The following is a 19735-nucleotide window of genomic DNA, read 5'->3' as shown; positions in this document are numbered from 1 at the left end:
TCAATTGTTGTTGATCGTGCTGCCCTTGACGATCACCTCGCCGTCGGCCTTGACGGTGATCTTGCCGCTGCCCTTGAGGGTAATATCCTTCCCATCAGCGACAATGGTGCCATCCTTTTTCATCGTGATCGAGGCCGAACCGCATTTGAGCGTGATCGAGTCGGCCGCCTCGATCATCAGATTCTTGCCGACCTTGATCACACTGTCTTCGGCTATCTGGATTCCGCTGCCTTTGCCGACCTTGAGCGCGTGCCCGCCGCCGACATCGGTTGCGTCGTCCGCAGCGATTTTTGCCGACCTGCCCTTGCCGATCTGCGACGACTGTGCCCCGCCGATGGTGAAACTCTGATCGGCGCCAACATTGACGCTTTGCGCCGCCGCGATGTTCCAGCTATCAGCCGCGCCGATATCGTGGCTCTGCGCAGCACCTACGGTGACCGACCGCGTCGCACCGATCGTGTTCGTCTGCGGACCGCCCACAGTTCGGGTCTCGGATGCTCCGACCGAATCGACCCGGGCCGCGCCAACGGTCACTGTCTGGACGATTGCAACCGTCTGGGTGTGGTTGGCACCTATGGTCTCGGTGGAGTTCGAGCCGATGTTGATCGTCTCATTGGCCCCCACCCTCAGTGAGCGGTTCTTGCCGACCGTCTCGGTGTCGTTCGACCCGATATTCGTCGTCTGGTCGACACCGACCTTGACCGTCTTGTTGTTGCCGACGTCCTCGTCGAGGTTGTGGCCGACGGAGTGCTTGGCGTCGTGGTCGATGCGGTCGGACTGGTCGTGCTGGACAAGCTTCTTGCGATCATTCTTGATCAGAAGGTGGTGGTCCTTCTGCGCCTGGAAGTTGACCAGCTCCGAGCCGGCCTTGTCCTCGAACATCAGCTCGTTGTAGCCGCCACCGCCCTTCGACGAGTTGGACTTCCAGCCCGATTGCGTGGCGTTGCCCGGCAGCCCGTAAGGCGGCATCTGCGAGGCGTTGTAGACCCTGCCGGTGATGATCGGCAGGTCGGGATTGCCTTCGATGAAATCGACGATCACTTCCTGGCCGATGCGCGGGATCTGGATGAAGCCCCAGCCGCTGCCGGCCCAGGTCTGCGACACCCGCACGAAGCAGGAGCTCTTCTGGTCCTTCTTGCCGAGGCGGTCCCAGTGGAACTGCACCTTCACCCTGGCATATTTGTCGGTGAAGATCTCCTCGCCGGACGGACCGACCACGGTCGCCGTCTGCGGCCCGCGCATGATCGGCCTTGGCGTGATGCGCGGCGGCCGATAAGCAACTGAGGTCGGCGCCACACCGAGCACCACCTTGAAATTCTCGCCATCGGTGTCGACGCCGGCGCGATAGCCCGGATCGAACAGCCGGTACTCGGCGCTGATCACCAGATACTCCTTGTTCTGGTCGTCGCGCGGAAAGCCGTCGAGCTTGAAGGTGCAGCCGGAGAACAGGCCGCGCACCGTGCCGACGGCGGCAATGCGCAGGTGTGGCGCCTGGATTTCTTCGCGCCTGATCGCCGCCAGGCTGTCGCCGCGCCCGACTTCCAGATGCGCGCCGGGGTGGCGATAGTTCTCGCCCGCGGCCTGCTTGTGGCCGAAGGGCTGCGCCGACTTCGCCATCAAATCGGCGGCGGGTTTTTCGAAGTCATAATCGGTGTGGGCATAGGCGCCGGGGCGCACCGCGCTGCCTGGAATCCAGTCGGTGATGTATTCGACGTCGCGGCGCGAGCCCTGCCCTTCGAACTGATATAGCACCGTCTCATAGCCCGGCGCCGGCTTGAGCTTGCTCATGGCGTCGGCCAGGATCAGTGTGTGCTCACCCTCGGCATGCTCGAAGAAGTACATTATGCCTTCATGCTCGAGCAGCCGCTGCACGAAATCGAGGTCGCTCTCGTCGTACTGCACGCAATATTCGCGCGGCGGATAGGAGCCTTGCAAGCGCTTCTCGAACTTGGCGATGCCGCCATATTTGGAGAAAATCTCCTCCACGATCTCGACGGCGGTCTTGTCCTGGAAAATGCGGCAGTCGGTGGTATTGCCGAGGAACCACAGCCACGGCCTGACGACCGCCTCATAGTGAGCCAGCCGATCTTCGATGCGGGTAAGGCGAAACTCGGCGATGAGGCCGCTGAACCAGCGCTTGGGGTCGGCCTCGCCTTCGATCGAAACGGCGCCGCCCAGCATCTTCAGCGGGTCGATATCGGCATTGGTCGAAACAAATCCAACGGTGTAGGCAAGGCAGCGGCTGATCTCGTCGCGGCCGACGAGATGCGTGAAAGTCAACAGTTCGGCGCCGACCGGCGTCTGCACAAGCGCGGCGCGTTGTTCACTCGGCATGGGTCGTGCCCCTCCTGAGCGCTAGTGTGGCAGGTTCGAAGCCCTTCTTGTGTTAACGACCTCACGTTCAGGGATATTTCGCAACTTGCCACCCAAGCCATGTTGAGCCTACCACATGTTCTATGGCAGACCAAAGAGGACAAGCGGCAGGCCGTTGCTGTTTGCGCCGCTTTCGCCAGTGTGAAACGCCGCTCTCCCGCTGTGCCCGCAAGCTGCTAGACTGTGGCACATCGGATCAATGGAAACGGCAGCGGTCGACGGTCCATAGCGCATGTTCATCAGTCTGCAGATCAGCAATGTCGATGTCCTGCCTGCCGGGCTGCCGCCCGGCTACGCATCGCGCGACCGCGGCTTCGAGATCGGGCGGGAGAACTGCGCCTGGACCTTGCCCGATCCGGACAAGTTCATCTCCGGCCGACATTGCGAAATCCGCTACGAAGGCGGCGCCTTTTTTCTCCACGACGTCTCGCGCAACGGCACATTCGTCAACGGGTCGAGCCAGCGCCTGACCGGCCCGCATCGGTTGGCGCAAGGTGACCGGCTCCGGATCGGCCGCTATATCGTCTCGGTGTCGATCGATGACGGGAACCCAGCCTTCGGTGGCCATGGTTCGACGCAACGGCAGATGCCCGTTGCCGGATCCTTTCCAGACCATGTCGCATCGCCACGGTCACCGACCGCGCCACCCGCTTCGGTCTCCAGACGGCCGCAGCAAGCCGACGAGATCCTGCGCGCGATTGCCGCCGGCGCCGGCATTCCGCCAGAGGTGCTTTTGCTGCGCCAACCGCAGGAGGTAGCCGGCGAGATCGGCGCGGTGCTGCGCATCGTCGTCGACGAGCTGGTGTTGCTGTTGAAGGCGCGCGCCGCTGCAAAAGTCCTGGCCAAGACCAGCGACCGGACCATGATCAATTCCGCCGACAACAATCCGCTGAAGTTCGTGCCCGGGACAGACGAAATCCTCGACATCATGTTCGCGCGGCGCAGGGCCGGCTATCTCGATGCCAGGCACAGCATCGAAGACGCTTTCCACGACCTCAAAACACATGAATTCGCCACCTTCGCCGCCATGCAGGCAGCGCTGTCGCGGTTGCTTGACGATCTGTCGCCCGAGGCGATTGCGAAAAAACTGCCGCCATCCTCCTTTGCCTCGAAGAAGACGCGCGCCTGGGACGCGCTGGTCGCGACCTGGCGGGCCAAGGAGGAAGCGCACGAGAACGGCATGCTGGACATATTCCTCACCTATTTCAGTGAAGCCTATGCCAAGGCCGCCAAACAGAAGACCGGCAAGGGCTAAGCCCGCGCACCGCTGAAGACACCGTGAAGGCGACCCGAGCACGGGCCGGCCACCAAAATTGCGCCGGGTTTCCATCGCAACCTTCTGAGACTACGATCACATACGACGATTGAGCACGCGGGTACGGTTGGTCGACCTCGGGGGTCTGCGGCACATGTCATGTCACGGCGAGATAGCGTCCTGCGGTCCGCGTTTGCGCGGACATGGCGCTGTGCGTCGCGGCGCGCGGGCGTAGAGGCAGGGATCGGCGATGAGCTCGAAGGATGATCCTTTCGATCCGACCGGCAAAACCGTCATCCGCCCCAGCCGCCCCAATCCCGGCCGCAAGCAAAAGACGGTTCTCGCCCGCGATGCGCCGGCCCCCGGCAGTACGGTGATCGCCCCTGCCAGCGTCCCGGAACCCACGGTTTTCGATCCCAACGCCGGCCGCCAGCCGCCGTCCGACGTCACGGGGACGGTGATCTATCAGGGAACGCCCTTCGCCAACGCGCCGGCCGATCCGCCCGTTCACGGCTCAGCCGGGACGGCGGGGAAAACGCCATGGGATGCGCTGCTCGGCGCCAGCGATGCCGTCGATTATGGCGCGGCCAACCCGATCGTCGCTGCCGCGGCGCCCTTGCTGATACTGCTTGGGCATCTGCGGCTGATGGCTGTCGAAAGACCGGCCGAGCCGCTGGCGCAGCATGTCGCCGGCCTGATCGAGGATTTCGACCGCAAGATCGCCAGGACCGATACCTCGGAAGAGGATGCGCGCATCGCCAGCTATGTGCTTTGCGAAACCGCCGACGATATCGTCGCCAATCTGCCCGGTTCCAGCCGGGATGCGTGGGCGCAGCACGCCATGCTGCAGCGCTTCTTCCAGGTCAAACCCACCGGCGCCGGTTTTTTCCAGGCGCTGAACACGGTGCTGGCGACGCCGGAACCTCATCGCAATCTCATCGAGCTGATGCATGTCTGCCTGTCGCTTGGCTTCGAAGGCCAGTATCGCGGCCAGCCGCGCGAGAGCCTCGAACGGGTCCGCCGCGACGCCTACGAGACATCAGCCTATTTCCGCGTCCTCGGTGACGACGACATTTCGCCGCGCTGGCAAGGCTTGTCGGTCACATCGGCGCAAGGCTCCAGGCGGGTTCCGCTCTGGGCCATAGCCGCTGCAACCGCGGCAGTTTTGACCGCAGCCTTTTTCACGCTGCGCGTGCTCATCACCAATGATGGCGAGGCTGTTGCCGGCGAGTTGCTGGCGCTCAATCCGGCGACGCCGGTCACCATCGAGCGCACCGGTTTCGTGCCGCTGACCGAGGAGGTGAAAGTCGTCGCAGCGCCAACGACGATTGCGCAGGTCGATCGCATCCGCACTGCCTTGGCCAAGGAGATCGAAGGCGGCGGCGTCAGCGTCGGCACCAAGGGCGATTTCATCATCGTTGAAATCAGCAACGCCCTGCTGTTCCAGTCCGGACGAGCCGAGGTAAAGCCGGAATTCGAGCCGGTGGCCACCAGCATCGCGGCGGCTCTCGATGCGGAGCGCGGGCCGATCCGGATCGTCGGCCACACCGACAACGTCAAGCCGAAGAAGACCAGCGCCTTCAAATCGAATTTCGACCTCTCCGTCGCACGTGCCCAGTCGGTGGAAAAGATGATCGCAGCGCATTTCAGCGATCCGTCGCGGACAAAGGTCGAGGGCAAGGGCGAGGACGAGCCCATCGCCGACAATGCAACGCCGGACGGCCGCGCCAAAAACCGCCGTGTCGATGTAATGATCCCGCGGGAGGAGATGCTGTGACCGGCTGGCTGCTGCGCATCTTCAGCGCGCTCGCGCTCGCCGGCTTTGCCGCCGCGGTCTGGTACGCCGGCCCGTTAATCCGCTTTGCCGGCGCCCGGCCGTTGGATCCCATCTGGCTGCGGGCAGCGATCATCGGCATCGTCGTCGGAACGGTGGCGATCATCTATGCAATCCGGTTCTGGCGCAGGCGCAAGGCGCAGAAGGCGCTGGAGGCCGCCATGGCCAGCGCCGAGGATGACGGCAGCGATGCAAAGGTGCTGGAAGCTCGCATGAACGAAGCGGTCGCGACGCTCAGGCAATCGAGCGGCAAGCGCAACTTCCTCTACGACGTGCCCTGGTACATCGTCATCGGCCCGCCGGGCGCCGGCAAGACCACCGCGCTGGTCAATTCCGGCCTGAACTTTCCGCTTGCCGGGTCGGGCCAGGCGCAGCCGGTGGCAGGCGTCGGCGGCACGCGCAATTGCGACTGGTGGTTCACCGACGAGGCGGTGCTGATCGACACGGCCGGGCGCTACACGACGCAGGATTCCCATGCACGGACCGACAGCAAAAGCTGGCTGGCGTTCCTGTCGCTGCTCAAGCGGCACCGGACGCGCCAGCCGATCAATGGCGTCATCCTGGCGATCAGCCTTTCCGATCTGATGGCGGACAGCGAGCAGGCGGCCCGCGTCGCCGAGATCCGCAGCCGCCTGCAGGAAATCCACGAGGTCCTGAAGGTCCGCTTTCCCGTCTATGTGCTGTTCACCAAGGCCGACCTGGTCTCCGGATTCATGGAATATTTCGGCGGTTTCGACGAAGCACGCCGGCGCAAGGTGTGGGGCGCGACCTTCCAGACCGCCGAGCGCGGCCTGAACATGGTCGCGGAAGCGCCAGCCGAATTCGACGCGCTGGTGAAGCGCCTGACCGAAGAGATGAGCGAGCGGCTGCAGGCGGAGACCGATCCGGTCGCGCGCATCGCCATTTTCGGCTTCGCCGCGCAGCTCGGTGCGCTGAAAGGCCGGATCGTGAATTTCCTCGAGGGCGTTTTCGAGCCGACGCGCAAGCAGCTGAACGCCCCCCTGCGCGGCCTGTATTTTTCTTCCGGCACGCAGGAAGGCACGCCGATCGACCAGTTGCTGGGCAGCATAGGCCGCAGTTTCGGCAGGAATGCCCAGGCGCATCTTTCCGGCACCGGCAAAAGCTTCTTCCTGCACGATCTGTTGAGCCGCGTCATTTTCGCCGAGTCCGGCTGGGTGTCCTATGACAGGGCGGCCGACAGGCGCGTTGCGATCGCCCGCTACGCCGGCCTGACAGCGATCGCGGCCATAGCGATCGCCGCGCTTGGCGTTCTCGGCCTGAGCTTTACGACCAACAAATCGCTGGTCGCCGCGACCGGCCAGGCGGCAGGCCAATACCGCGCGACAGCCGCGCCGCTGCTGGCCAGCACCACGGTGTTGGATGCCGACCTCGAAACCGTCATCGGCGCGCTCGATGCGCTGCGCGGCCTGCCGGCCGGCTACGATACGAGAGACCAGCCCACCCCGGCCACGGCGACGTTCGGCCTCAGCCAGCGTGAGCGTATCCTTTCGGCCTCCGAGACCGCCTACCGGCAGGGGCTGGAGCGGATGTTCCGCTCGCGCCTGCTGTTCCAGCTCGAACGCACGATCGAGGCCAGGATGGCCGATCCGATGGCGCTGTACGAGCCGTTGAAGATTTACCTGATGCTGGGCGGCAAGGCGCCGAAAGTGGATGACGAGCTGGTCGTCACCTGGCTGAAGCGGGACTGGGAACAGAACCGCTATCCCGGCGCCCACAATCGCGACGGCCGGGCGCAACTGGAGAAGCATTTGCGCGCCATGCTGGCGCTCGACGATGACCAGGATCCCTCGTTCGAACTCAACCGCGCGCTGGTCGAATCCGCCCAGCGCTCGCTCGGCCGCATGAGCCTTGCCGATCGCGCCACCGCGCTCATCCAGTCGGCCACCTATGCGGCGGCGCTGGACGATTTTTCGGTGTCATCGCAAGCCGGCGCGGAGGCGCCGATGCTGTTCGAGCGCAATGACGGAAACGATCTCGCCGGCCTTCGCGTCCCCGGTCTCTACACCCATGCCGGCTTCGACTTCTATCTGGCGCAACTTGCCAGGAGCGCGCAGGCGCTGGTCGACGATCAATGGGTGATCGGCTCGAGCGGCGAGCAAGGCGGTTTCGACCAGGAATTGCTCAAGCTCGGCCCGGAGCTGCTCGATCGCTATGGCAAGGGCTTTGCGGCGGCGTGGAACGAGGTGCTCGACAGGTTGAAGTTCAAGGCAATGGCCGCCGACAAACCGCAATATCTGGCGCTGTCCGCAGCGGGATCACCGAGTTCGCCGCTGATGCAGCTGTTCGAGGCGATCGCGCGCGAAACAGCTTTGACGCAAGAGCGCAATCCGGCTGCGCCGTCTCAAGACAGCGGCCAGGAAATCGCGGCACGCGCCAAGGGCCTCGCCCGCATCGGCATCGAGCTTGCAGCGCGCAAATCGCAGAGCAGGGCCGGGACCGCCTTTGTCAGTACGCAGAACCAGGATCCCGGCGCCAACATCGAAGCCCAGTTCCGGTCTTTCCAGGCTTTGGTGGCCGGGGCGCCGGGGCAGCGGCCGCTCGACGCCCTCACCCAGAATTTCCGCGAAATCTATCAGAGCGTGCGGCTGGCCGCCGATGTCCCCGCCCAGACGGACCAGGCCAACGCCAATCTGCAGCTGCAGATCTCGACGTTGCGCGCCAATGCTTCGCGGCTGCCGAAGGCGCTGGCCAGGATGGTGAGCGCGGCGGCGGACGATTTCGAGGGCACCGTCGCCGAAACATCGACCACGCGTCTCAACGAGATGCTGGAGGAGACCGTCGGCCGTCCGTGCGAAGAGGTGATTGCCGGGCGCTTTCCATTCGCCCCCGCCGGCACCGACGATGTCGCCATGGCGGATTTTGCCAGATTGTTTTCTCCGGGCGGGGTTCTCGACCGGTTTTTCGCGCAGAACCTGGCGTCGCTGGTCGACATGAGCGGCCAGGACTGGGACTGGAAACAGGACACCAGGTTCGGCCGCAATCTGGCGAAATCGACGCTGAAGAACTTTCAGCTCGCGGCACAAATCCGCGCGGCTTTCTTTCCGCTCGGCGGGCCGGTGCCGTCGATCAACATCACCTTCACGCCGCTGTCGCTGCATGGCGATGCCGACATGGCGCTGCTCAATATCGACGGCCAGGTGCTGCAGGCCACCCAAGCCGGCAACACGCCGGGCCTGATTCCGTGGCCGGGCAAGACCGGTTCGGCCAGTCTCAGCCTGACGCCGGAGCTGCCCGGCCGCGAGTCCGCAATCAAGTTCGACGGTCCCTGGGCGTTGAAACGATTGCTGGACAAGGGGCAGGTCACCGCCAATGGCGACAGTCTCGAAGCGCATTTCCTCATCGGCGGGCGCGATGTCGCCTACACGATCAAGACCGGGAAGGACGGTAATCCGTTCACGCTGCCGGCGCTCTCCGCGTTCAGCTGTCCGAAGGCTTTCTGATGGGGAATTGCATGGCAGGACCAAAGATTGCAGGACGCAGAGACAGCGGCGGCACCACACCGTCCGTCATCAGCGGCTTAGATTTCGATACTCTAATGAATGGGGCTGTGGCAGACTGGCCAGGCACGTCAGCCAAGGCGTTGCGGAGCGTAGGCAAGTGAACGATGCCGCCTTTGAGAGCTACGGCGTGAGCCACAAGGGCTGCGTGCGCGACCACAATGAGGACAGCTTTCTGGTCGAGCCGCAGATCGGCCTCTGGGTGGTGGCCGACGGCATGGGCGGGCACGAGGCCGGAGAAGTCGCTTCGGCAAGCATTGTCGAGCATCTGGCGACGATCGGCATCGCCAGTTCGGCGCCGGATCTGCGCGCCCGCTTTGAGGATCGGCTGAACCGGGCGCATGCCGAGATTCGCCGGATTTCGCGCTCACGCGGCGTGACCATCGGCTCCACCGTTGCCGCACTGTTGGCCATGGACGGCAGGTTCGCCTGCCTGTGGTCGGGCGACAGCCGCGTCTATCTCGTGCGCAACGCCGCGATCTCGCAGATTTCGCGCGACCACACCGAGGTGCAGGAACTGCTCGACAGCGGCGCGATCAGCGCAGCCGAAGCGGAGAACTGGCCGCGCCGCAACGTCATCACCCGCGCCATCGGCGTCAACGACGAAATCGCCATAGACTTCCAGCAGGGAGAGACCCTTGCCGGCGACATCTTCATCCTCAGCACGGACGGGCTGACGGCGCATGTCAGCGACGCGGAAATTGCGGCAGCAGTGCTCTCGGGAGCGCCGCAGGCTGCCTGCGAAAAGCTGCTTTCCATGGTGCTTGAGCGCGGCGGCACCGACAACGTCACCATCGTTCTGGTCAAGATCAGAGACAAAGGCAATGGCCTGTCCCGAGCAGGAGGCCACGACCGATGAGCTCCGACGACAAGACCCGGCTATTGCCCAACATGGCGGATACCAGCGTCGGCACGCAGCTCAGCGGCATCTACGAGCTCGACGAACGCATCGCGTCGGGCGGCATGGGCGAAGTCTATCGCGGCCACAACATCCAGACCGGCGATCATGTCGCGATCAAGATCGTGCTGCCGGAATTCGCCCGCGATCAGACGATCCTGTCGCTGTTTCGCAAGGAAGCCTCGATCCTCAACCATCTGTCGCATGACGCGGTCGTGCGCTACCACGTCTTCACCATAGATCCCGGCATCGGGCGGCCCTATCTGGCGATGGAATTCGTCGACGGCCAGTCGCTCTACGACATCATGCGCGGCGGGGCGATGGCGACTCCGGATGTGCGCAAACTGTGCCACCGGCTGGCCTCGGGCCTGAGCGCCGTGCACCAGGCCGGCGCCATCCACCGCGATCTTTCGCCCGACAACATCATCCTGCCGGGAGGCCGGGTCGAGCGGGCAAAAATCATCGATTTCGGCATTGCGCGATCGGCCGCGGTCGGTGGCGAGACGCTGATCGGCGGCAAGTTTGCCGGAAAATACAATTACGTCTCCCCCGAGCAGCTCGGGCTCTATGGCGGCGAGGTCAGCGAACAGTCCGACATCTACAGCCTGGGGCTGGTGCTGGCGGCGGCGCTGCGCGGCAAGCCGATCGATATGGGCGGCTCGCAATACGAGATCGTCGAAAAACGGCGGACCGTCCCTGATCTCTCCGGCATCGATGCCGATTTCAGGGACATCGTCGAAGCGATGCTGCAGCCTGACCCGGATGATCGACCGGCCAGCATGGCCGAAATCGCCCGGTTGACGCGCGACGACAGCGACGCGACCTTGCCGCCGGCATCGCTCGCGCCCCGGCCCGGTCTGCCGCGAACCGGGCAGACCGCAGGGCCTGTCTCGAAGATCGGGGACTCGCCGGCCCAAGGCTTCGGTTCGGCCCCGCCAAGCGGCACGGCGGAGCCGTCTTTCGTGCCGCACGTGCGCCCGGCGCACCTGTCGCAGCCGAAACCGGCTGCTGAAACTCCCAAGCGAGCAAGCACACCGCCGAAGCGTGCTACTACAGGCAGAAATCTGACGATCGCGGTGCTGGCGGCGGTGGTCATGGTATCGCTTGGAGGGCTCTATGCATCGGGTATCGTGGGATTCGGAGACCGGCCTCGCCTCACCGACACCGGCAAGCCGCTCCAACCCGGACTGACAAAGCCGATCGTCGCTGACAAGCCCGTTTCGGACACTGCGCCGGTCGAGAAGACGGTGCCAAAGCCGCAACCAGCGGAGACTCCGGCTGAAGATCAGGCCAAAGCGCCGGTCGAGCCGCAGCCGACGCCGCCAGTCGCGTCGAGCGCCACGGCCCCGCTGCCGGCCGCACCAACCGACAAGACCGTCGCGCTGCAACCGCCATCCGGCCCGTCACAGTCCGATGCCGCGAAGAACCCCGAGCCTGTCAGTCCGCCGGTAGAGCCCAAGGCGACAGCGCCAGCCACGCAAACACCTGAACCGACGGCCGAGGCCCCCAAACCCACAGCACCGACGCCGGAACCCACCGCTCAAGCGCCCGAGCCCAAGGCGCAGGCGCCTGAACCGACCGCGCAGGCGCCCAAGCCGGACACGCAGGCGCCTGAACCGACCGCGGAGCCTAAGCCGAGCCAGCCCGATATCGCCAGCGGTGAGCAGGCCGACAAGCCGGCAGAGCCCGACATTGCCATGAACGTGCCCAAGCCGGAGGTGCCGCCACCGGCCGATGCGGCCGCGGAGCGGGTCACCTGGGTACGCGCCTTCAATGGTGGTGATTGTTTTTTTGCGACGGTGACGTCGGTCGCCGACAAGGGTGTCGCGATCGAGGGCTTCGGCACGTCGGTGCCACCCTTCGAACAGTTGCTTGGGGAATTCCAGGCGAAGTTCCATGTCGAGCCGGATATCAGCGTCCGCCTTATCCAGCCCCCGCAATGCGGGATCACCGGCTTCCTGCGTTTCATGGGCGCGAGCACGGCCGACAGGCCGCAGCTTGTCCTCGACCAGACATCGGTGCCGGACGGCTCGCCGATCGACGGCACGCTGATGACGCATGGCGGGCTGGTGTCGAGCGTGTTCCTGATCGACCACAGGGGCATCGCGTTCAACCTCGACGATCATGTTGTCGTACAAGCCGACAAGGCGACCTTCTCGATCCCGATCGGGCTCGGCGCCGCCGACAAGGCGGCAGGCAAGGCGTTGCCGCAGATCATCATGGTGATCACCGGGCCGCAGGACATAAAGGCGGCGGACTTCACAACGCCGACGCCGGCCTCGGTGCTGTTGCCCAGGATCCTCGACGAGATCGGCGCCAGGAGTTCGGCATTTTCGGCGACCGCCAAATACTTCCGCCTCGGCGGCTAGCACCGACGCCGATGCAACGCCGTCGCCGAGATCCCGTCCTGCTTGCCCGGAACGTGCGCGTGAAGCTCGCCGCGAGCGCGGTCGCGACGCTGTTGCTGGCGCTTCTTTCCACCGGGCATGCGCGCGCCGAATTCACCGTCTGCAACCAGACGCTCGACGTCGTCAATCTTGCCGTCGGTCAGAAGGTCGACGATGCCGACCAGACCGATGGCTGGTGGACCATCGGCGCCAATCAATGCGTCAACGTCATCCGCGAGGAGCTGACCAACCGCTACATCTACATCTACGCGACGGATGTCTTCGGCCACGCCATTCTGGCAGGCTCCACCGACATGTGCATCGAGCGGCGGCGGTTTTCGATCCGCGGCATCGATGAATGCTGGCAGCGCGGCCATATCGCGGCGAAGTTTCTCGAAGTCGACACGCAGGAACAGGTGCGCTGGACCTTCTTCCTGACCGGAAGCGCACCGTGACGCACAGCATCGACACCAGCTTCAAGGCAAAGAAGCAGGCGCGCGCCGCGCTACGCAGGCGCAGGATCTGGCTCGGGCTGGCGGCTGGCCTGGCGACAATCGTCCTCGCCGCGATTGCCACCGGCTTCTATCTTACCGCCGACTACTGGTCGTTCGGCGACGAGGACGAGGAACTGCATGCCGTCGAAGGCTCGGACGACGTGCCGGCCGACGCATCGGTCTACGTGCCGGCCATCATCGACCTTGCCGGCGACCCGATGTGGATCACACTGGCGCCGGAGGCGGGCGCCGCCAAGAGCCGCGGGATGCCGCGCCCGACGGAGCTCGACCAGGCCGGCATCTCCCCTCAGATCATGGTTCTCTCCGACGTGATGCTGAGCGCCAGCGAAAAATTCATGACGACGATCCCCTCGACGCAGGAGGATTTCGCCTTCTTCCAGGCGCAGCGGAAGACCGCGGTCGCGCCACCCGCCGAACCCAACGATCCGCAGAATGACCTGCAGAACGATCTTCAACCATCGCCCGGCGCGGACGGGGCTCCGGCGGCCTCCGGCCCAGCTCCTGACCCGCAGGCTGCTCCGGGTGCATCGGCGGCGGCCGATGACCCCGAGGCCGGCTGGGGCGAGACCATCGATGAGGGCGAAGCGGCACTCCCCGCCTTTCAGAAGACACCGGTCGAAAACAACACCAGCGTTGCCACCGTCAGCTCGGAATACCAGCGCTTCGAGGCGACCCAGGACATTTTCGTGAAAATCCTCAATGACCGCAGCCTGGACAGCGTGGCGCTCGATGCGCATTTTTCCGCCGACGACGCAAAGCTTGCCGGCGAGGCGCTGAAGGCGCTGTTCGACAAGAACGGCCTGCAGCCTGGTTATGTCGTGGCGATGCGCGGCTTTAGGCCGACGCGCGAGACCACGACGATGTCGCTGATGCAGGTCTCGATCTACGCCAGGAACGTCTTTGTCGGCACGCTGACACGCAACGCGGCCGGTGCCTTCGTGTCGGGCGTCGACCCGTGGGTGCGCGAGGACCTGTTCAATTATTCGGGCGCCGAGACCGAAGGCACGCAGAAACGGCAATACCGCCTGCTCGACGCGATCTATTCGACGGCGGCCCGCAACAATGTGCCGAGCGGCATCATCGGCGAAGCCATCATGTATCTGTCGCGCGGAAAGGATCTGGATGCTTTCGCCAGCGAGGACCAGCGCCTTGTGCTGATCTATTCGCAGACGCCGCGCGGCAAGAACGAGACCGACGGACGGGTGCTCTATGTCGGCATCCAAGGCACGCAAAAGAGCCTCGATTGTTTCGTTTTCCAGCAGAGCGACGGCCAGTTTTCCTGCGTCTCGGGCGACGACCAGGTGCGCTCGCTGACGGTGGCCAAGGGCATGGTGACGCCGGTCAACGGTGTCATGACGTCGACCTTCGGGCCACGCAAGCATCCGATCCTGGGCGTTGTTCGCATCCACAAGGGCGTCGACTGGGCAGCACCCGTGGGGACCCCGATCGCCGCAGCCTTCGACGGCGAGATCATCTTCCAGGGCGACGGCGGCGGCTACGGCAATGTGGTCAAGATCGCCCATGGCGGCGGCCGCGAGACGCGCTACGCGCATATGTCGAAATTCGCCATTGCCAGCGGTGTCGGCACCAAGGTGAAGGCCGGCGACATCATCGGCTATATCGGCACCACCGGCCTGTCGACCGGGCCACATTTGCATTTCGAACTCTATCAAAGCGGTCAGGCGATCGATCCGCTCGGAACAGTGACCGCTGCAATCGCCGTCACTTCCAGCGATCCCGCCGTCGAAACGCTGACCGACCGTATCGTCCACGTCGAATCGGGCGGTAGCGCGCGGGCCAAGAACCCGCTGTCTTCGGCGACAGGCGCCGGCCAGTTCATATCCAAGACCTGGATCCGGATGATGAACACCTATCGTCCCGAACTGGCGCGCTCGCTGTCGACCGCAGACCTGCTCGCTTTGCGCTACGACGCCACCATCTCGCGTGAGATGGTGCGCAATCTGGCGCGCGAGGGCGAAGCCTATCTCAAGGCGCGTGGCCACCAGATCACCGCCGGCCGGCTCTATCTCTGCCATTTCCTCGGTATGGAAGGCGCCCATCAGGTGCTGGCGTCGCCGGGATCGGCGCAGTTGAGCGCCGTGCTCGGATCGTCCGTTATCCAGGCCAACCCATTTCTTACCGGCAAGACCGCCAGCTACGTCGTCGACTGGGCGGAACGGAAGATGGGCCGCAAATTGCCGACGCCCGCCACCACCGATGCGGGCCAGCCGACGACGACGGAAGTCCGCCAGACATCGCCGGAGTTCCAAAAATACAAGCAGGCGATAACGGCACTGGTCGGCTCGATCCAAAATACTCTTGAGCCGGGCTAGAGCTGGCAGTTCGCCCCGGCTTTCGCCAAGCCGATTGGTTCTGAGGCCTGCGAATGGTATGTTTGCGGATATTTGGGAAGGTTTTTGGGTCCTTGTGAACCAAAACTGTGGCTGGGATCACATACGCCCAAGAGCCATTTTGGCAGAAGCGATACAGTCGCTGGTGAAATCTAGCATGCGCAGCCATCAATAACGCGCCCCATTGGGGCGGAGGGCCGATCCCATGAAAGCGTTTGCCGTCCTTTTGAGCGGATTTTTCTGTTAATGCTGACCGCGCTTGGCACCGTCCAGGCGGCGGCGCCGGATGCCGGTGGCGTCAAACGCGTCGCGCTGGTCATCGGCAACAGCAAATACGTCCATGCCGTCGAATTGCCCAATCCGGCCAATGACGCGCATCTCATCGCATCGACGCTGCGCAATGCGGGCTTCGAGGTGATCGAGGGCGTCGACCAGGACAATGCCGGCATGCACAGCCTGATCAGCAAATTCACCGAGCAGTCCTACGATGCCGACCTCGCCGTCATCTTCTATGCCGGCCACGGCATGCAAGTCGACGGCAAGAACTTTTTGATCCCGGTCGACGCCGAACTGACGTCACCTGCCTATCTCAAGACCCGCACCGTCCAGATCGACGACTTCATGGCCGCACTGCCGCCCGACCCGGCGGTCGGCGTCATCATCCTCGATGCCTGCCGCGACAATCCGCTGGCACGGACGCTGGCGGCCGCGATGCCGAAGACCCGCTCCACCGCGCTGGGCACCGGCCTGGCGCCGATCGACCCTAAATCAGAGGGCGTCGGCACCGGCGGCATCCTGATTGCCTATGCCACCGACCCGGGCGCCATCGCCTTTGACGGCAACGGCGTCGACAGCCCCTACTCGACCGCGCTCGCCAGGCACCTGACCGAACCCGGCGTCGAGATCCAGAGCGCGCTGACGCGGGTGCGCGGCGAAGTGGCCGAGACCACGCAAGGCCGCCAGCGGCCATGGCACAACGCATCGCTGGGCCGCGAGGTTTTCCTTGGCAAACCGGCCGCCGAAGCCGTGCCGGTGGCAAAACCGGCCGCCGACGACGCGAACGCCGCGACAGCGCCCGCCCCTGCCCCCGTCACCAGCGAACCGCCTTCGTGGGAAGTCGAGCAGCGGCTTTGGGACGAGGCCTCGAAGCGCAACACCGCGCCATTCTACGAAGCCTATCTCGAACAGTTCCCGAATGGCCGCTTCGCCACGGTGGCGCGGCTCAACATCGATGCGCTGAACGATCCGAAAGCCCAGGAACGGCAGGTGGCAGCGCTCGATGCCGACGAAGCGAACTCGGGTTCTGCCGTGCGCACCTCGGTCGGCATTTCGGACGACATGAAGAAGGTGCTGGGCACCGAGGCGACGGAGAACGCGATCGGTCTCGATCGCCAGGGCCGCATCGACCTGCAATTGCGCGTCGAGGCGCTGGGCAACGAGCTTGGCCGCGTTGACGGCAATATCGGCGCCAAGACCCGGCAAGCGATCGGCGACTGGCAAGAGGGGAACGGGCTGCCTCCGACCACCTTCCTGACGCGCGAGCAACTGGCATTCCTGGTTATCCAGACGGATCCGATGATGGAGGCCGTGCGTGCCAAGCATGAGGCCGACCAGGCCGGCGTGGACAAGCCGAAAAAACAGATGGTGCAGAAGGCCCGCACGCTGAAGCCGGTGGCGGAAAAGCCACGCAAGAAGCAGTACGCCCAGAAGCCGCGCCGACAGCAGCAGTTCGTGCAGAAAAGGCGCAACCGGGAGGTCGTGCGCGAGGATGAGCCGCCGCCGCGGGACAACAATGATTTCCTGACCAAGGCGCTGATCTTCGGCACCGGCGTAGCGGTCGGCGGCGTGCTCAAGAACTGATCGATCACATCGAACGACAAAAACGCCGCGTGTCCGTTGGACGCGCGGCGTTGATGGCCGGAAAACGCAGCCGGCGACGCTACTGCGCCTTGATCCGCATCTCGACCCGGCGATTGACGGGATCGTAGGGGTCGGGGTTGCGTGGATTGGCCTCGCCGAGACCGACCGCCTTGATGCGGGTGGCTTCGATGCCGTTGGATTCGAGGAAGGCCGTCACCGACTGCGCCCTGCGCTGCGACAGCCCCTCATTGTAGGTCGCCGAGCCGGATGCGTCGGTATAGCCTTCGACGACGAAGGACAGCTTGCTCAGCCGATCGTCCTTCAGCGCCTTGGCGAATTCGTCGAGTTCGCTGCGCGCCTTGGCGTCGAGCTCGGACGAATCCAGGCTGAAATTGATCAGCATATCGAGGCCGGTCTTCTCCGGAGGCTTTTCTTTCTGGCCGGTCTTGCTCTTGCACTCGTCCTCGGTGCCGACACAAATCCCGCGTGCCGCGCCGTGATCGATCGTGCCGGCAAAGAACTTCACAATGTCTTCCGATTTCTGAAGTGGGTCGGCATAGACGTGAGTCGAGAAAAGCACGGTCGCCAATGCCAAGACTGAAATGTGCCGCTGCATAACGGTTACTCCCGTTTCGAGCATCCGATTTTCACTCAGGCCCGATCCATGGATCCGGGCCAACTCTTCCTGTTCGACAATGATCTGTCGAGATCACGGTCGGCTGTGGAATATACCAAACCGTGAGGCGTTTGTCTGTGAACAACGTCATGGACATGTGGTGGTCGACAGACTTGACCCGCGCCTCGCAGGCGGGTTGAGTGAGGGCTGGGGGAGGATAACAGCAGCGATGGTCAACGGGCTTCGATTCCAGACCGCACGCGATCTCTTCGCCGCGAACACGGCTGTCGCTCGGGACATGACGGCCGTTCCGACCGACCAACCCTCGCTCGAGTTCTGCCGCCGGCTGATGGCCGGGCGCATCCCCGAGGAAGCGATTACCTTTTGCGCCTATCTCCTGCCTGACCGGGCCGCAATCTGGTGGGGCCATGAGTGCCTGGGGCATCTGACCGAGCTGCTCGAAGAGCAGGACCTCGCAACGCTGACACTGATCCAGGAGTGGGTCGGCGACCCCAACAATGCAACCCGCCGGGAGGCTGTCGCCGGGGCGGCGATGACGCAGCAGCACACGCCTGCCGGCTGGATCGCGCTAGCGTCGCAACGGCACATCAATGGCCTGACGCCGCAGACCAACGGGTCGAGGCTGCGGCCGCTGCCGGCTGCGCATGCCGTCAATGCCGGCATACTGGCCGGACTGGCGCGGGTTGCGGTGGCGGACCGTTTCTCCGTGCTCACCGCCTTTGTCGAGATGGGCATCCATCTGGCCGAAACCGAGGCGCTGCGCCGAGCCTGATTGCTCTGGATCGTGATGAGATTTCATTGAAATCTGATCCAACCCATTGTTGGCGGTCTCATTTGCAGCCGTTTTGCGCCCATTTGCCGAGTGCCACCTTGAAGCGCGTGCCCAGCGGGTGTTGCAGGCGCAACACCGAGGCATCATTGGTGACGTAGGTCTTGGCCTGGTCGCACAGCCGCTCCTCGGTCCATTGATGACAGTTGCTGCACTGGTTGTCCCAGACGGACTTTTCCAGGCCCTCGACCGGACTGAAGTGCGGCTTGCCCTGGATGAGTTGGGCGATGCTCTTGCCGTCGATCGCCGGGTCGCCGAAATTGACCGGAACATCGAAAAGGATTGGCGCGTCCGAGCCCAGCTTCGGAATTTCCTCACGCAGCTGTTCCAGCGCCTGCTCGCCGGCGTCCGTACCCGGCGGATTGGCGGCCGCGCCGGTGCGCGCCTGCGTATCGCCTTCGGGCGCAGCCGCGCCGGAATCGCCGACGATCAGCGGCGCCTTGAGATCGACCTTGTGAAGCACGACATCGGTGGTCAGCGAAACGTTGATCCAGGGCCGCTGGCGTCCGGCTGTGGCCTTGAACACATCCGACGTAACCCGGTTCATCGCTTCGGTGATCGAGACGTTGACCTCGCCGATATGGGCAAGCAGCGCCGCCGAAAATGGCGAGTGCTCGCCCGGTCCGTCATAGGCGAGCTGGTTGGGACTGGCAGCGAAGGCGACCAGCGTGCCGGCGCCGCCATTCTCGATCGGTATTTCGGCAAGGCCGCTGCTTGCCGTGCTGTCGCCGCCAGTCTCCTTGGCAAGCACATCGGCGAGCGGGTTGTCGCGGCAGGCGTCGAGGAACACCAGCCTGATGCTGGTCTCGCGCGACATCTGCCGCAGGATGAAGTCCACCTGCACGGCTTCGAAGTCGAGCGAGGTCTCGTCCTCCAGCGCCGCATCGACAGGCAGCAGGTAATTCCTGCCCGAGACCTGCAGGCCATGACCGGCATAGAAGAACAGCGCGATATCGGCGCCACGCACCTGCCGCGCGAATTGCGCGATCTTTTCCTGCGTCTGCGCCTTGGTGAGATCGAGGCCGGAGACGATTTCGAAGCCCAGCCCCTTCAGGCGATCGGACATTGCCTGCGCATCGTTCACCGGATTGGGCAGCACCGGCGCGTTCCGGTAATGGGAATTGCCGAGCACCAGGGCCATGCGGCGTTCGGCACTGGCCGCGGTCATGGTAATGGTCATGGTCAACGCAAGCGCCAGCACCGCGAGGCCGATGCCGCGCATGAAGTTGCCGCAACTTGCAATCATGTCCAAACGCACCGGATTCCTTTTCGGTTGAC

12 protein-coding genes are annotated in these 19735 nt (G+C 64.3%); 9 read left to right on the top strand and 3 right to left on the bottom strand.

The window, feature by feature from the left end:
* Positions 1–2334: a type VI secretion system Vgr family protein gene (locus tag NKK52_RS01730; RefSeq protein WP_023682626.1), complete on the bottom strand. Its 2334-nt coding sequence runs from the start codon at positions 2332–2334 to the stop codon at positions 1–3.
* A gap of 271 nt (positions 2335–2605) precedes the next feature.
* On the opposite strand from NKK52_RS01730, the gene tagH reads away from it, so the two are divergent.
* From tagH to NKK52_RS01690, 8 genes are all read left to right on the top strand, one after another.
* A complete protein-coding gene (gene tagH, locus NKK52_RS01725; RefSeq protein WP_023682627.1) occupies positions 2606–3628 on the top strand; it encodes a type VI secretion system-associated FHA domain protein TagH in 1023 nt (340 codons plus the stop codon).
* Positions 3629–3878: 250 nt separating this feature from the next.
* Complete coding sequence (gene tssL, locus NKK52_RS01720; RefSeq protein ID WP_023682628.1) at positions 3879–5405, top strand: type VI secretion system protein TssL, long form; 1527 nt, start codon at positions 3879–3881, stop codon at positions 5403–5405.
* Positions 5402–8923, top strand: coding sequence for a type VI secretion system membrane subunit TssM (gene tssM, locus NKK52_RS01715; protein WP_023682629.1), 3522 nt, complete (start codon positions 5402–5404; stop codon positions 8921–8923). The genes tssL and tssM overlap by 4 nt, the downstream gene beginning before the upstream one ends.
* A gap of 157 nt (positions 8924–9080) precedes the next feature.
* A complete protein-coding gene (locus NKK52_RS01710) occupies positions 9081–9839 on the top strand; it encodes a PP2C family protein-serine/threonine phosphatase (protein WP_023682630.1) in 759 nt (252 codons plus the stop codon).
* Positions 9836–12247: a serine/threonine-protein kinase gene (locus NKK52_RS01705; RefSeq protein ID WP_023682631.1), complete on the top strand. Its 2412-nt coding sequence runs from the start codon at positions 9836–9838 to the stop codon at positions 12245–12247. The genes NKK52_RS01710 and NKK52_RS01705 overlap by 4 nt, the downstream gene beginning before the upstream one ends.
* A gap of 11 nt (positions 12248–12258) precedes the next feature.
* Positions 12259–12720, top strand: coding sequence for a DUF1036 domain-containing protein (locus tag NKK52_RS01700; protein ID WP_050485828.1), 462 nt, complete (start codon positions 12259–12261; stop codon positions 12718–12720).
* Complete coding sequence (locus NKK52_RS01695; RefSeq protein WP_023682633.1) at positions 12717–15113, top strand: M23 family metallopeptidase; 2397 nt, start codon at positions 12717–12719, stop codon at positions 15111–15113. Before NKK52_RS01700 ends, NKK52_RS01695 begins: the two co-directional genes overlap by 4 nt.
* A gap of 264 nt (positions 15114–15377) precedes the next feature.
* The gene (locus NKK52_RS01690; protein WP_023682634.1) at positions 15378–16991 is read left to right on the top strand and encodes a caspase family protein; all 1614 of its coding nucleotides are present in this window, start codon (positions 15378–15380) and stop codon (positions 16989–16991) included.
* A gap of 79 nt (positions 16992–17070) precedes the next feature.
* On the opposite strand, the gene NKK52_RS01685 is transcribed toward NKK52_RS01690, so the two are convergent.
* Positions 17071–17607, bottom strand: a complete 537-nt coding sequence (locus NKK52_RS01685) for an OmpA family protein (RefSeq protein ID WP_023682635.1) — start codon at positions 17605–17607, stop codon at positions 17071–17073.
* Positions 17608–17836: 229 nt separating this feature from the next.
* Here NKK52_RS01685 and NKK52_RS01680 point away from each other — a divergent pair, with 229 nt between their 5' ends.
* On the top strand, positions 17837–18400 hold the full coding sequence (locus NKK52_RS01680) for a DUF6931 family protein (RefSeq protein WP_023682636.1): 564 nt from the start codon (positions 17837–17839) through the stop codon (positions 18398–18400).
* Positions 18401–18458: 58 nt separating this feature from the next.
* Here the strand turns inward: NKK52_RS01680 and NKK52_RS01675 are convergent, their stop codons facing one another.
* The gene (locus NKK52_RS01675) at positions 18459–19703 is read right to left on the bottom strand and encodes a caspase family protein (RefSeq protein WP_031203852.1); all 1245 of its coding nucleotides are present in this window, start codon (positions 19701–19703) and stop codon (positions 18459–18461) included.
* Positions 19704–19735: the final 32 nt, after the last annotated feature.

Origin of the sequence: Mesorhizobium sp. C277A, from assembly GCF_040324395.1 — a bacterium.
Lineage (GTDB): Bacteria > Pseudomonadota > Alphaproteobacteria > Rhizobiales > Rhizobiaceae > Mesorhizobium.
The sequence above is the reverse complement of the archived record's forward strand: the minus strand, read 5'-3'. Positions and strand labels throughout refer to the sequence as shown.

Coding starts and splice junctions, on each gene's coding strand:
- NKK52_RS01730 (WP_023682626.1), bottom strand. CDS start 2,334: ATGCCGAGTGAACAACGCGCCGCGCTTGTGCAGACGCCGGTCGGCGCC.
- tagH (WP_023682627.1), top strand. CDS start 2,606: ATGTTCATCAGTCTGCAGATCAGCAATGTCGATGTCCTGCCTGCCGGG.
- tssL (WP_023682628.1), top strand. CDS start 3,879: ATGAGCTCGAAGGATGATCCTTTCGATCCGACCGGCAAAACCGTCATC.
- NKK52_RS01705 (WP_023682631.1), top strand. CDS start 9,836: ATGAGCTCCGACGACAAGACCCGGCTATTGCCCAACATGGCGGATACC.
- NKK52_RS01700 (WP_050485828.1), top strand. CDS start 12,259: ATGCAACGCCGTCGCCGAGATCCCGTCCTGCTTGCCCGGAACGTGCGC.
- NKK52_RS01690 (WP_023682634.1), top strand. CDS start 15,378: ATGCTGACCGCGCTTGGCACCGTCCAGGCGGCGGCGCCGGATGCCGGT.
- NKK52_RS01685 (WP_023682635.1), bottom strand. CDS start 17,607: ATGCAGCGGCACATTTCAGTCTTGGCATTGGCGACCGTGCTTTTCTCG.
- NKK52_RS01680 (WP_023682636.1), top strand. CDS start 17,837: ATGGTCAACGGGCTTCGATTCCAGACCGCACGCGATCTCTTCGCCGCG.
- NKK52_RS01675 (WP_031203852.1), bottom strand. CDS start 19,703: ATGATTGCAAGTTGCGGCAACTTCATGCGCGGCATCGGCCTCGCGGTG.